Origin of the sequence: Mucilaginibacter psychrotolerans (genome assembly GCF_004519315.1) — a bacterium.
Lineage (GTDB): Bacteria > Bacteroidota > Bacteroidia > Sphingobacteriales > Sphingobacteriaceae > Mucilaginibacter > Mucilaginibacter psychrotolerans.
The window spans coordinates 1-13,245 of the sequence record NZ_SOZE01000059.1 but is presented as its reverse complement, the minus strand read 5'-3'; the positions used below and the strand labels follow the sequence as shown (position 1 = coordinate 13,245).

The following is a 13,245-nucleotide window of genomic DNA, read 5'->3' as shown; positions in this document are numbered from 1 at the left end:
TACTTGATCATTAGTGCAAGGATTATGACCCTAAAATACTAAAACCTTTGCACTTTTAAAAGGAATTTATTATATAATATACTAACAATCAATTATATATACGATATTCACCAGGCCCTAAATATGTTTCAGATGAAGCAGGTAACCCAACTGCGGTGCTTGTTCCCCTTAATGAGTGGGACCGTATTGCTGCAAAACATGAAGATGTCAGGGTGTTGATACAAGAACCGGCTCAACCAAAATCAAAAAGAAAACCATCTGAATTTCGCGGCGTACTTAATAAGGAAGTGGCAAAGCAAATGATTTTAGACATTGAAAAAGATCGTGAAGAGTGGGAAAGACGTTTCTAATAGACACCAACGTTATTCTAGACTACACTTCAGACTTGATGCCTGATTACGCAGCTCAATATTTTGAAGATATCTTAGACAAAAGCGCTTTTATATATCAATTATTAATCGGATAGAAGTACTTGGGCACTCGTCCGCTACTGAAGGCTTGGCCTCTTTTATAGATACGGCTATTATTCATCACCTTTCCGAAGAGATTATTGAGCAGACGATAGCGCTGCGAAAAATCATAAAGATAAAACTACCTGATGCGATAATCGCTGCAACTGCGATAACTCATGGTCACAGATTAATTACGCGTAACGTTCGCGACTTCAAAAACATTGCTGGTTTGGAAGTTATAGACCCCTACCAAATATAAGGGCTAATCCTCTACCACCAACTTATCCCCTATCCTAACTGAAATATCCGAACCATTCGCCCAAAAGGCTGAGACCGGTTTTACAGATAGATAAGGCACCCAAGCCTCACCGTATAGTTCGGCGATGTCGGCATCAAATACATAATCTTTTACTTCGGCAACCTGCCAGGAAATATGCTCTACCTGGTACTGCATGGTTTTGGTATCGGTAAGGCGGTTATAGCCCCAGTAATGCTCAAAAATAAATTCTTCCGGGCTGCCATGCTCTATTTTAACCAGTGAGTTACGCACCGTTGCCCCTAAGCTGTTCCAGCGGCCGTTTAGTTTCCATTCGTATAAAAATTGGGTATGGCTAGCGCCATCTTTGGTTATGGAATGCCGCATAGGCAGGGAGCGGTAGTGCTCTTTATAAAGCGTATTGGCAATTACGGTAATTACTGGTTTTGGTACTATCTCGCTCACGAAAACCGCACCACGCTTCCACTCCTGCCCGTCAAAATGGCGCACGTAAAAACGCAGGTTTACCTCCTCAAAGTTTACATGAAAAGGCCATTTAACGCCCAATACCTTGGTTTCTTTAAACAGGAAACCCACCATGCTTACCAAAGCCTTCCCTTCCCACAAGTCTATTTCTGTGCCGGCGGGCAGGTAGGGTTTCAGTATCCCGGGGTCCACCTCGTAATTCAGCATGATGAGGTTTTTCCATTGGGCGGTGAGAAAGCGGGATTTAGACATATTTTGTTATTTTACCACAAAGAACGCAAAGATAAAAAACGCAAAGGGCACAAAGTTTTTTCTTTGTGCCCTTTGTGTAAATCTTTGTGTTCTTTGTGGTTGAATTGACCAGTAGGGTTTACTTACCCTTATAATACTTTAGCGCCTCTGGTATTAACTTTTGCATGTTAGCAATACGAGTAGCATCAGATGGGTGGGTGCTTAAAAATTCCGGAGGGGTGCCGCCTTTGTTTTGTCCTGCCATGCGTTGCCAAAAGGCAACAGCCTGGCGTGGGTCGTAACCAGCCATGGCCATAAAGGTTAACCCTAAACGGTCGGCTTCTGATTCCTGAGCCCTCGAATATTTCAACAACGCCAACTGACCACCTACACCGTAAAGCTGCCCAATAACAGCTTGCGTAGCGGCAGATTTGTTACCTGTTGCTGCGCCAACTGCGGTACCGCCCGCTTGCAAGGCCAACTGCTGCGACATACGCTCGGCAGAGTGGCGCGCAATAGCGTGGCCAATCTCATGGCCCATTACTACGGCTAAACCCGCATCAGTTTGCGCCACAGGCAGCAAACCGCTGTAAACAGCTACCTTGCCACCGGGCATACACCAGGCGTTTATCTCGTCGCTTTTGATGAGGTTAAACTCCCATTGAAAGCTATATTGATTGGCATAGCCGTTAGCATTTAAGTATTGTTCTATGGCAACAGCCAATTGCTGGCCTATACGTTTAACGCGCTGGGCATCGGCACCATTGTTTACAACAACCGTTTTAGGGTCTGAAAGGAGTTCTTTGTAGCTGGCAGCAGCGGCAGGATTTATCTGGTCGTCGCTCACCAGCGATAATTGCGAGCGGCCTGTCAAAGGAACGGTAGAACAGGCGTAGATAGTAACTGCCACAATTGCGGCAAGTAATAGGGGTTTAAGTGTCCTCATGGTACTCAGGCGGTTTTTTTCTTGAATAAATTAACTTTCGACTCTTTACCTTTCAATAAGCGCTCTATGTTTTTTTGGTGGGTTACCAGTATCAGCAAAAATATGCACATCCCATAAATAACGACCGATTTAATAGACACCGGAAAAATGAACGTTACACCGATGGGATATATAAAACCTGCGGATATGGACGCTAAGGACACATATTGTGTCAATAACAAAACCACCAGAAAAACAAGCACACAAAGTAAAGATGCCTGCAGGTTAATAGCCAATATCATTCCAAAAAGCGTGGCAACACCTTTGCCACCCCTAAAGCCCGCAAATACAGGGAACAAGTGGCCCATAACAGCCGCTACACCCAAAGCCAGGGAATAGTTTGTAAAAGCAACGGAATGATAAGCGCCGGTGGTAGATACGCCGATGATATAGGCCAGGTTGGTAGCCGTCCACCCTTTCAGGATATCCAGCAGCATTACAGGGATACCGGCCTTTTTACCCAGAACCCTGAAGGTGTTGGTTGCGCCGGCGTTGCCACTGCCATATTCGCGTACGTCAATATTGTAAAAAGCCTGCCCAATCCATACTGCTGTAGGGATTGAACCGAAACAATAAGCAAGAATAAGCGCTAAAATGGAATAGATTGATAGCATCTGCCTGCAATAATATTAAATTGATGTTATATACTGCAATATATTCATTTATAATTTAACGGCCTTAAGGCTGAGGTCTAAACTTTTTACAGAATGGGTGAGCGCGCCCACCGATACGTAATCTACGCCGCAGTCGGCGTAATCGCGTATGTTATCGATAGTTATCCCGCCCGATGCCTCGGTAATGTACCGGCCTTCGATCATCCCAACGGCCTGCCTTAAGGTGTCGAAATCAAAATTATCCAACAAAATACGATTTACGCCGCCCGTTTGTAATACCTGCTCCAGCTCGTCCAGGTTGCGCACTTCTATTTCTATAGCCAGTTTTCTACCCGTTTCCAGCAGGTAACGGTTGGCGTTCTCTATAGCAGGCCTTATGCCGCCCGAGTAATCCACATGGTTATCCTTTATCAATATCATATCATAAAGGCCTATGCGGTGGTTTACGCCGCCGCCTATGCGCACGGCCCATTTTTCGAGGTAGCGAAAGCCGGGGGTAGTTTTGCGGGTGTCTAAAACTTTGGTGTTGGTTCCTTTCAGCAGATCGGCAATTTCGTTGGTTTTGGTAGCAATACCGCTCATACGCTGCATGCAATTGAGTACCAGCCGCTCGGCGGTGAGTATATTACGGGCATCGCCTTCTACCGTAAAGGCAATATCTTTTGGCTTTACCTCGGCACCATCATTCAGGAAAACTTCCATCTTAAGGTTCGGGTCAACCACCTCAAATATTTCTCTAGCCAATTCTACGCCCGCTAAAATACCCGTATCTTTTACTAAGAGTTTTGCTTTGCCCCGGGTGCCGGCCTCAATGGTGGCAAGAGATGTATGGTCGCCGTCGCCAACGTCTTCGCTCAGCGCGTTTACTATAAACTGGTGTATAAGTTGTTTGTCCAAACCTTTTCGAATTTTGAGTTCAAAAGTAAGAACAATTGATGAGTAATTAGGTTTTTTCGGTTTCGATGCGCAGTTCTATCACCACCATTGCCTTTTCAACCTCTTTCATCGTACAAGCAACACGGTACTTTCCTTTATCAGTATTTAGCAAATATACGGTAAAATTATAGGTGGCACTGGAGTTAACACGATGCAGCACGGCTATAGAGAGCGGTTTGTTTTCTTTAAAGAATTTCTCCAGGATAACCTCCGCCTGTACTTTACTGTAAACATTGGTATTATCTACAACGGTAATATCAACCGAGGCGGCAAAATATTTGGCAAGTTCGTGCGCGTTCCCCTGCTTTATCAGCTCGGCAATTTTATCAATAGGGCCGGCTAAACAAACAGTTGGTACCAGGTAAAGGAGTACCACTATGGGCAAGTATTTTAGTTTCATCATAAGATATGACCAATAAACTAAAAAAAGGTTGCACAAAAAAATAAACCCGTTTTTAAATTATAATGTTTAAACGTTGCTTTTATATTTGCATTGTGGAAAACAATAAAAAAGTCGCATTAATTATACTCGATGGCTGGGGTTACGGCCGTGAAGACGAATCTAACGCTATACTGGCTGCCAACACGCCATTTTTCGATTCGCTGATAGCCAATTATCCAAACTCAAAGCTCGAAGCTTCAGGGCTCGCCGTGGGCCTTCCCGAAGGGCAGATGGGCAACTCGGAAGTTGGTCATATGAATTTGGGTGCCGGCCGCGTGGTGTACCAGGAACTGGGTCGCATCAACAAAGCTGTTATTGATAACGAATTTGTGCAAAACGACACCCTTCTGGAAGCATTTAACTATGCCAAAGCCAATGACAAGGATGTACACCTGATAGGCCTGGTGAGCGATGGTGGCGTACATGCCCACATCAAACACGTAATAGGTTTGGTGGATGCTACCACGCAATTAGGTTTAGATAAAGTATTTATCCATGCCTTTTTAGATGGCCGCGATACCGATCCGAATTCCGGCCTTGGATTTATAGATGAGCTGAACCAGCATATTGCCCCTACCTCCGCCAAACTGGCATCAGCCATTGGCAGGTACTACGCTATGGACCGCGACAACCGTTGGGAGCGCGTTAAGAAAGCTTACGACCTGCTGGTGAACGGCGAGGGTGAAGGTTCGCAAGACATCGTCGCTTCTATCCAAAAATCATACGACGAAGGCGTTACCGACGAATTTATACTGCCGATTGTACATGTGGATAGCTATGGTAAACCCGTGGCTGTTATAAAAGAGGGCGATGTGGTAATCTGCTTCAACTTCCGTACAGACAGGGGCCGAGAAATTTCATTGGCGCTTACACAGAAACCCTTCCCGGAATACAATATGCACCCGCTGGATGTGAAGTATGTAACCATGACCTCGTACGACGAAACCTTTAAAAATGTAAGCGTTGTTTTCCGTAAGGACGACCTGAGCAAAACACTGGGCGAAGTTTTAGAAGGAGCTAATAAGAACCAAATCCGTATTGCCGAAACCGAGAAATACCCGCACGTAACCTTCTTTTTCAGCGGCGGCCGCGAAAAAGAATTCATCAACGAGAAGCGCTTATTAGTGCCATCGCCAAAGGTGGCCACCTACGATTTACAGCCCGAAATGAGCGCAGCAGGTATCCGCGATGCGATTATCCCGGAATTGATTGCCGAATGGCCCGATTTTGTTTGCCTTAACTTTGCCAATACCGATATGGTGGGTCATACAGGCGTTTTCAGCGCGGTGGTTAAAGCCGCCGAAACGGCAGATGCCTGCACCAAAGCGGTTGTAGAAACCGGCCTGGCACACGGCTACTCGTTCATTATCATTGCCGACCATGGCAACGCCGATTACATGATTAACGACGATGGCTCACCAAATACTGCACACACCACCAATTTGGTGCCCTGTATTGTGATAGATAGCGATGTTAAAGCCGTAAAAGATGGCAAGCTGGGCGATATTGCGCCAACTATTTTAAGCATGATGGGCGTGCCTATCCCTGTGGAAATGAGCGGCAATGTATTGGTATAAACCATTGCGAAAATATATCCTTTTTACAGGCGGCGTGTTGCTTTTATGCAGCTGGTTCGCCTGTAAACCGGAAATTAAGGAAACCGGTGCCAAACTGAAATACTTCGACCTGAAGGAGTTTTTCAAAGCCGATTCTGCCCGATTGGCAAAGCTGAACCCAACCATCACTAAAACGGTAAGTCACAACGGCGATAGCCAGACCAAAAAGCTGAAAATTGCTAGCTGGGGACAGGAATTTGACTTATTCACCTCTTCCGACATCAACAAACCCGCCTGGAAGGACAGCTACAGCGTAAAGGAAAGCGCAGATAGCCTTATTTACCGGGCCAAATTCCCAGAACTGAAGACCCGCCGTATCGTTATTCGCAAAAGCAATGGCAAGGTGGTATCGGTTTATATCCTCAACAATATTCACAACATCTTATACAACACTACCGAAACGCTCAACTATACGCCGGGGCAGTTCTATTCGATAGAAAAGCAGCAAAAAGTGAAAGTAATGGGCGAGAATGATTACCTGATTAAAGGCGTTTTTTGATTAGTGTTTGCCTGTGGCAGAAGCCAGTTTTTCTTTAGATATATCCAACAGCGAAGATATATCTGTGCGGCCGGGGTTATCGTTCAACACTTTCTCCAAATCGGAAATAGAGGCACGCAAGGAGTTGATACCCCTCACCTTATCGTAGTTTTTTTGGTTGGCTTGCAGCTTGAATATGCCATATTCCCGGTAAGCAATACCGCGGGTTTGATAGCTTTTGGTTTGCTCTGTTGGGTCCATTGCAATGGCCTTGGTCAAATCAAAGATAGCACCTAGTAGGTACTTCTCTCTTTCATCGGGCGAGAGGTAGGTATCTTTACCCAAAAAGCTTTTGGCGCGTGCGCGGTAGTAATAAGCCGTAGCATCAACAGGGTTAATAAAAATAGCTTTGGTATAGGCGGCGATAGATTTGCGGTAATTTTCGCTGTGGTAGTACGAGTAGCCCAGCATCCAGTAGGCATTGGCGTTGGTAGAATCTACCAGGCAGGCTTTCTCTAACTGCGCCACCGCAGTTTTGAAATTGCCATCCATAAATGCCTGCTGGCCCAATTTTACATAGGCATTTTGTGCCGATGATTCGAGGGACGTAATCACGAGAAGGGAAATTATTGCCGAGAGCCTCATTAAATACCTAACGTGTGTAACAAAATTGTAGTATATTAACTTGCAATAGTATAAAATATTATACTAAACGGCTATTTTTTGTTGGAAAAATTTGGAGGAACAGTGATGCAGAAGAGCTGCCGAAGTTTTTTCGGATTTAAAGCCTGAACGTTGAATATTGCACTTTATTGTATCTATAGAAAATATTTATCGTACCGATGTTCGATTAGTATTTTAAATAGCGAATTGGCTCCTTAAAATATTAAAAACAAAAAAGCCGACTTGTCGCCGGCTCTTTTTATAGACTTTGAGTATTTTACTTCTTTAAATCATCGGGGAAAACAAGTTTGCTCACCGCAATTCTGGCTTCCTCGTTCTTTTTTACAATTACGGGGTCGTCGGCATAGCTTTTAAGATTCTTAACTACTATGGCACCACCACCGTAAGTTATATTACTCTTTGTTTTTTTAATGGTTGGCATAGAACTCCTTTCTTTATTTCAAATATATCAAATTACTTCTTTCTTACCAAAAATGCTTCATAGTTCACATTTCTTTGAAAGGTATATATAGCGTTATCTATAATCCCATACACTTCAAAATCTATGCTAATCTCATCGAACAATCCGCTGATTGCGATTTGATAAAGCCGAGTTCTAACCGAAGTGCTTCCTTTTGCATGAATAAGATGATTTCCATGATAAGTACTGAAATCTCTAACAGTATAAGCTACCGTGGAAAGTATAATATCCCTGTCACCATTATCACTTACAGTCAAATCACTGATTGCTCCACTATCTGAAATCACATCAACAAGCGCGAGGTTATAAACAACGGGTTTTTCCTGAACTCTCGTAAAAGTCACTCTTTTTTTAATCCGACCATTAGGCCCGTCGCTGTAAAATTCGTATTCACGAAAGTCATCTGTAAAATAGCTATAATGTGGAAGATTAATCATCGAATATTAAATTGTAATAAGGCGGCAAGCGAATTTGATGTCGCAAATTGTGACCTCAAATTGTTAAATAATTCTTTGATAAACAAGTCCTCGGCCTTGTTTGCGGGTGAGAACTCCCCAACATGACTTTTTTTCCACTATCCCAGCCCGCCACTAAATCGTCCTGAAACATTTCCCTCCCCGCAACGTCTAATAAATCAAATACTTAAGCACGCAGCCAAAATACCCGCTCAAATAAACCTATATTGGCATAGTGCTTGAAACAGTATATTTGTATATATAAAACTGATAGCCAACCCCTATTTAATATGCCTGCGGCTCGCCGCGGCTGACAATATGGCGTTGTCTATCCTTAACCGAACGTATTGATGAGTTTCGATCCTTTTGATTTTAAAAACACCGCTGCTATAAACGAAGATTCTGAATTCTTCCCGCTGATGTCGTCAGAGGACGAAGAAGAGATGAATAACGAGCAGGTTCCCGATATTTTAGCTATACTTCCACTGCGCAACACTGTGTTATTTCCCGGCGTGGTGATTCCTATTACCGTAGGCCGCGATAAATCTATCAAACTGATACGCGATGCCAACAAAGGCAAACGTCTTATTGGTGTGGTTGCCCAGCAGGATGTGAGTATAGAAGACCCCAATTTTAGTCAGCTTAACCGCGTGGGTACTATTGCCCTCATCATTAAAATGCTGCAAATGCCCGATGGTAACACCACCGTGATCTTACAGGGCAAAAAGCGTTTCGTATTGAAAGATGAAGTGCAAAGCGAGCCTTACATTAAAGCTACCGTTGAACCTTTTAAAGAGGTAAAGCCCAAGGAGGATAAAGAGTTTAAAGCCATGGTATCGTCTGTAAAAGACATGGCCATGAATATTATACAGCTATCGCCCAATATCCCCAGCGAGGCAGGCATAGCTATCCGTAACATCGAGAGCACCAACTTCCTCATCAATTTCATATCATCCAATATGAATGCGGATATGGCGGCCAAGCAAAACCTGCTGGAAACCGCCAGCCTGCGCGACAGGATAAACCTGGTGCTGGAACATTTGACTTTAGACCTGCAGATGCTGGAGCTGAAGAACCAGATCCAAACTAAAGTGCGTGTTGATTTGGACAAGCAGCAACGCGACTACTTCCTGAACCAGCAGCTGAAAACCATACAGGAAGAACTGGGCGGCACCTCTCCCGATCTGGAGATAGAGAACCTGCGTCAGCGTGCCCTAAAGAAAAAATGGAGCAAGGAAGTAAAGACCCAGTTTTCTAAAGAACTGGAAAAACTTACCCGCACCAACCCTGCCGCTGCCGATTATTCGGTACAGATAAATTACCTGGAGCTTTTGCTCGATTTGCCCTGGAACGAGTTCACCAAAGACAATTTTGACCTTAAACGCGCCCAAAAAGTGCTGGACAAGGACCACTTTGGGCTGGATAAAGTGAAGCAACGCATTATCGAATACCTGGCCGTATTGAAGTTGAAACACGACATGAAAGCCCCTATCCTTTGTTTGGTTGGGCCTCCTGGCGTTGGTAAAACTTCCTTGGGTAAATCTATTGCCAAAGCTTTGGGCCGTAAATACGTGCGTATGGCCCTAGGCGGCGTACGCGATGAGGCCGAGATACGGGGCCACCGCAAAACCTATATCGGCGCTATGCCGGGCAGAATCATCCAGTCGGTGAAAAAAGCAGGCGCTGCCAACCCGGTGTTTATTTTGGATGAGATAGATAAGGTAAGCAACGATTTCCGTGGCGACCCTTCATCTGCCCTACTGGAGGTGCTTGACCCGGAACAGAATGCTACTTTTTATGACAACTACGTAGAGATGGATTTCGATTTATCTAACGTGATGTTCATTGCCACAGCAAACTCCTTAAGCAGCATACAGCCCGCTTTGCTCGATCGTATGGAAATCATCGAAGTGAACGGTTATACTATCGAAGAAAAAGTAGAAATAGCAAAACGCCACCTGGTGCCTAAGCAACGCGAAGCCCACGGCTTAAACAACAAGCAGGTTATCATTAAAAACGAGATAGTAGAGCGCTTGATAGAAGATTACACCCGCGAATCGGGCGTGCGTGCGTTGGAAAAACGCATAGGCTCGGTTGTACGTGGCGTTGCCAAAAACATCGCCATGGAAGAAGAATACAACCCTGCGGTGAATAAAAAGGATGTGGTTAAAATATTAGGTGCACCTTTTTACGACAAGGACCTTTATGAGAATAACGACATCGCCGGCGTAGTGACAGGCTTAGCCTGGACATCGGTTGGTGGCGACATCCTGTTCATCGAATCGAGCCTTAGCCCCGGCAACGGCAAGCTTACCCTTACCGGCAGCCTGGGCGATGTAATGAAGGAGTCGGTAACCATTGCGCTGGCATATCTGCGTGCACATGCAAACACTTTCGACATCAACCCAAAGCTATTTGAGCAGTGGGACGTGCATGTACACGTACCCGCCGGCGCTACCCCTAAGGATGGCCCATCTGCAGGCGTAACCATGCTCACCGCATTGGTTTCAGCATTTACCCAGCGCAAGTTAAAACCACATTTGGCCATGACGGGCGAAATAACCCTGCGCGGCCGTGTGTTGCCTGTGGGCGGCATTAAGGAGAAGATACTGGCTGCCAAACGTGCCAATATTAAGGAGATCATCCTCTGCAAATCGAACCAAAAGGATATCCTCGAAATAAAAGAAGATTACATCAAGGATCTGAAATTCCATTACGTAACCGACATGAAGGAAGTAATTGAATTAGCCCTGCTGAACGAAAAAGTAAGCAACGCGCTGGATTTGACGGTGAAGGAAAAAGAAACGAAACCTGTTTTATAATAAATGATCACTTTGGCTTAGCCAAAAAAGGGCAGGGATATCCACAAGGTTTCCCTGCTTTTTTATGCTAGAGACAGTTCAATTGGCTCATGTGGACACATCCGAAATCAGCCCCCGCCCATTTGCATATATCATCCATAATTACCTAAATTTATAGAAAACCTTTAATCCCAATTAATTATGGACATTAATCTTGTAAACTGGCCCGCTGTAGTAGTGGCCGGCCTGTCTGCCTTTGCAGTTGGCGGTGTATGGTACTCGCGCCCGCTTTTCGGAAACGTATGGATGAAAGACAGCGGCCTTAGCGAAGAGCAGGTAAAAGCCGGCAACAAAGGCAAAATATTTGGTTTTACCGCACTTTTCTCTGTGATCATGTCGGCCAATTTGGCTTTCTTTCTTGCAGATCCTAAAGTAGATATCAAATTCGGCACAGCTGCTGGGTTCGCCGCAGGTATCTGGACTTTCGGGGCCATTGCCACCCATAGCCTGTTCGAACTCAAATCCTGGCGGCATATATTCATCAACGGCGGCTACAGTGTGGTATCCTTAACGCTTATGGGCCTGATATTGGGTGCATGGCGGGCGCACATATAATGGTCTGAAACTCGAATTTTAAGGAATTAAGGGAATTAACAGAAAATATAATGGTGGCAACACTTACACATTCTGTAAATCCAAAAAATCCCTTAAAATTCAAGTTCAGACAATACCCTGACGAACAAAAACCCAAGCCGTACTGTTACTTTTGCATTGATAAACAATCTTCATCAACCATGAGTAATCAAACTGCATCTTACCAAAAAACATTTACCATAGGTGGCGATATTACCGTTAACCGCATAGGCTATGGTGCTATGCGCATCACCGGCAAAGGCATCTGGGGGCCGCCAAAAGACCACGATGAGTCTATCCGCGTATTGAAACGCGCGGTGGAGTTAGGCGTAAATTTTATAGATACCGCCGACAGCTACGGACCCAACGTATCCGAAGAACTGATTGCCGAGGCGCTTTACCCCTACCCAGCCGGCTTGCTCATTGGCACCAAGGGTGGCCTGCTGCGCACCGGTCCAGATCAATGGCCGGTGGATGCCAGTCCGGCGCACTTGAAAGAAGCCTTGGAAGGCAGCCTGAAACGTCTTAAGCTGGAGCAGATAGACCTGTACCAACTCCATCGCATCGACCCAAAAGTGCCCGCCGAAGAGACCTTTGAATTTTTAAAGCAGGCGCAGCAGGAAGGCAAAATCAAACACATCGGCCTATCAGAAGTGGGCGTAGACGATATCAAAAAAGCACGTGAGTATTTCGAAGTGGTATCGGTACAGAACATGTACAGCGTGGATAACCGCAAATGGGAAGGCGTGCTGGAATATTGCGCGCAGGAAAATATCGCCTTTATTCCCTGGTTTCCTTTAAGTGCAGGCAACGTAGCCGCCGAAGAAAAACTGCAAAAAGTAGCTGCAAAGCATAGCGCATCTGTACACCAGGTAGCCCTAAGCTGGCTGCTGTACCATTCGCCGAATATTTTGCTGATACCGGGCACCTCGAGCGTGGCACACCTGGAGGAAAATCTGGAAACAGCCGGAGTAGTATTGGATGCCGAAGATATAGCCGAACTGGATGGCATTTCGCCGCCGGTTGGATAATTAATAAACCGTAAAAAAGGATGCTTTCTTCAAAAATGGCATCCTTTTTAATGGGATATAAAAATCGTTCGATGTATTTTTACGCCGGATGAAAAGCAAGGAAGAAATACTGAATAGTTATTACAGCCAGGGTGCGGACGGTATGCGCGAAATTTCGGCAGATGGTTTGCTTAAAGCCATGGAAGAATACCGCCTGCAGGCAGAAGAAGCCGCTTTTAACGCCGCAAAAGCCTACGAAGACGACGTGACAGGCGGCAAAGAACTTTTTGAAACCTTTGCAGATTATAAAGCCAGCCTGGATATACCTCTCCCTGCTCCTCCCGAACCTACCGAAGCCCAAACCATCCAGTTTATGGCTGATAGTATCCTGGAGATGTTTATCCCGCACGATAAAAGCATCAACAGTCTATCCTTCGATATCCGCAGCGACGGCAAAGGCTACACCGTGAACTACACAAAAGGACATGATGAGCGCTGGGCATTTACGGGGTATCTGAACCGCTGATTTTTCGCTGTTTGATTTTTTTTTGCGCTCAAGAGAGCTACGCCGTTTTATTGATTAACTAGGGTTTGGTGAATAAGTCGACTGCCCTATATATTTAAAAGCAGTCTTTTCGGAGTGTATTTACCACTGTTTTGGATATGGTACCAGATAGGCACTAATTGTTCTTTTAGATAAGTTGCC

At 45.1% G+C, this 13,245-nt stretch carries 16 protein-coding genes; 8 read left to right on the top strand and 8 right to left on the bottom strand.

Annotated elements, in window-relative coordinates; all coding sequences use genetic code 11:
• Nucleotides 1–155 precede the first annotated feature (155 nt).
• Both E2R66_RS27580 and E2R66_RS29360 read left to right on the top strand, forming a co-directional pair.
• Nucleotides 156–350: a hypothetical protein gene (locus tag E2R66_RS27580; RefSeq protein ID WP_133236984.1), complete on the top strand. Its 195-nt coding sequence runs from the start codon at nucleotides 156–158 to the stop codon at nucleotides 348–350.
• 94 nt (nucleotides 351–444) lie between these two features.
• A complete protein-coding gene (locus E2R66_RS29360; protein WP_133237010.1) occupies nucleotides 445–711 on the top strand; it encodes a type II toxin-antitoxin system VapC family toxin in 267 nt (88 codons plus the stop codon).
• Between the two features lie 3 nt (nucleotides 712–714).
• Here the strand turns inward: E2R66_RS29360 and E2R66_RS27570 are convergent, their stop codons facing one another.
• The 5 genes from E2R66_RS27570 to E2R66_RS27550 all read right to left on the bottom strand — a co-directional run bounded on the left by E2R66_RS27570 (nucleotide 715) and on the right by E2R66_RS27550 (nucleotide 4,363).
• Nucleotides 715–1,446 carry a YqjF family protein gene (locus E2R66_RS27570; RefSeq protein ID WP_133236986.1) on the bottom strand — a complete coding sequence of 244 codons (732 nt, stop codon included), beginning with the start codon at nucleotides 1,444–1,446 and terminating at the stop codon, nucleotides 715–717.
• 118 nt (nucleotides 1,447–1,564) lie between these two features.
• Nucleotides 1,565–2,371: a M48 family metallopeptidase gene (locus E2R66_RS27565; RefSeq protein WP_133236988.1), complete on the bottom strand. Its 807-nt coding sequence runs from the start codon at nucleotides 2,369–2,371 to the stop codon at nucleotides 1,565–1,567.
• A gap of 5 nt (nucleotides 2,372–2,376) precedes the next feature.
• Complete coding sequence (gene plsY / locus E2R66_RS27560) at nucleotides 2,377–3,024, bottom strand: glycerol-3-phosphate 1-O-acyltransferase PlsY (RefSeq protein ID WP_133236990.1); 648 nt, start codon at nucleotides 3,022–3,024, stop codon at nucleotides 2,377–2,379.
• Nucleotides 3,025–3,072: 48 nt separating this feature from the next.
• Nucleotides 3,073–3,921, bottom strand: coding sequence for a carboxylating nicotinate-nucleotide diphosphorylase (gene nadC / locus E2R66_RS27555; RefSeq protein WP_133236992.1), 849 nt, complete (start codon nucleotides 3,919–3,921; stop codon nucleotides 3,073–3,075).
• A gap of 46 nt (nucleotides 3,922–3,967) precedes the next feature.
• Nucleotides 3,968–4,363: a DUF4783 domain-containing protein gene (locus E2R66_RS27550; RefSeq protein WP_133236994.1), complete on the bottom strand. Its 396-nt coding sequence runs from the start codon at nucleotides 4,361–4,363 to the stop codon at nucleotides 3,968–3,970.
• A gap of 62 nt (nucleotides 4,364–4,425) precedes the next feature.
• On the opposite strand from E2R66_RS27550, the gene gpmI reads away from it, so the two are divergent.
• Nucleotides 4,426–5,979, top strand: coding sequence for a 2,3-bisphosphoglycerate-independent phosphoglycerate mutase (gpmI, locus tag E2R66_RS27545; RefSeq protein ID WP_133236996.1), 1,554 nt, complete (start codon nucleotides 4,426–4,428; stop codon nucleotides 5,977–5,979).
• A 4-nt stretch (nucleotides 5,980–5,983) separates the two neighbouring features.
• Nucleotides 5,984–6,517 carry a hypothetical protein gene (locus E2R66_RS27540; RefSeq protein WP_133236998.1) on the top strand — a complete coding sequence of 178 codons (534 nt, stop codon included), beginning with the start codon at nucleotides 5,984–5,986 and terminating at the stop codon, nucleotides 6,515–6,517.
• Here E2R66_RS27540 and E2R66_RS27535 read toward each other — a convergent pair whose 3' ends face one another.
• The 3 genes from E2R66_RS27535 to E2R66_RS27530 form a co-directional block, all read right to left on the bottom strand.
• Nucleotides 6,518–7,111 carry a tetratricopeptide repeat protein gene (locus tag E2R66_RS27535; RefSeq protein WP_158288527.1) on the bottom strand — a complete coding sequence of 198 codons (594 nt, stop codon included), beginning with the start codon at nucleotides 7,109–7,111 and terminating at the stop codon, nucleotides 6,518–6,520.
• 325 nt (nucleotides 7,112–7,436) lie between these two features.
• Nucleotides 7,437–7,601: a hypothetical protein gene (locus E2R66_RS28735; RefSeq protein ID WP_192902015.1), complete on the bottom strand. Its 165-nt coding sequence runs from the start codon at nucleotides 7,599–7,601 to the stop codon at nucleotides 7,437–7,439.
• A 32-nt stretch (nucleotides 7,602–7,633) separates the two neighbouring features.
• Entirely contained in the window at nucleotides 7,634–8,077 is a 444-nt protein-coding gene (locus E2R66_RS27530) for a DUF6934 family protein (protein ID WP_240049541.1), read from the bottom strand.
• A 368-nt stretch (nucleotides 8,078–8,445) separates the two neighbouring features.
• Between E2R66_RS27530 and lon the strand changes: the two genes are divergently transcribed.
• The 4 genes from lon (at nucleotide 8,446) to E2R66_RS27510 (ending at nucleotide 13,065) form a co-directional block, all read left to right on the top strand.
• Nucleotides 8,446–10,917, top strand: coding sequence for an endopeptidase La (lon, locus tag E2R66_RS27525; RefSeq protein ID WP_133237002.1), 2,472 nt, complete (start codon nucleotides 8,446–8,448; stop codon nucleotides 10,915–10,917).
• 180 nt (nucleotides 10,918–11,097) lie between these two features.
• Nucleotides 11,098–11,511, top strand: a complete 414-nt coding sequence (locus tag E2R66_RS27520; protein ID WP_133237004.1) for a DUF1761 domain-containing protein — start codon at nucleotides 11,098–11,100, stop codon at nucleotides 11,509–11,511.
• Nucleotides 11,512–11,690: 179 nt separating this feature from the next.
• Nucleotides 11,691–12,560, top strand: coding sequence for an aldo/keto reductase (locus tag E2R66_RS27515; protein ID WP_133237006.1), 870 nt, complete (start codon nucleotides 11,691–11,693; stop codon nucleotides 12,558–12,560).
• 88 nt (nucleotides 12,561–12,648) lie between these two features.
• Nucleotides 12,649–13,065, top strand: a complete 417-nt coding sequence (locus tag E2R66_RS27510; RefSeq protein WP_133237008.1) for a hypothetical protein — start codon at nucleotides 12,649–12,651, stop codon at nucleotides 13,063–13,065.
• Nucleotides 13,066–13,245 lie beyond the last annotated feature (180 nt).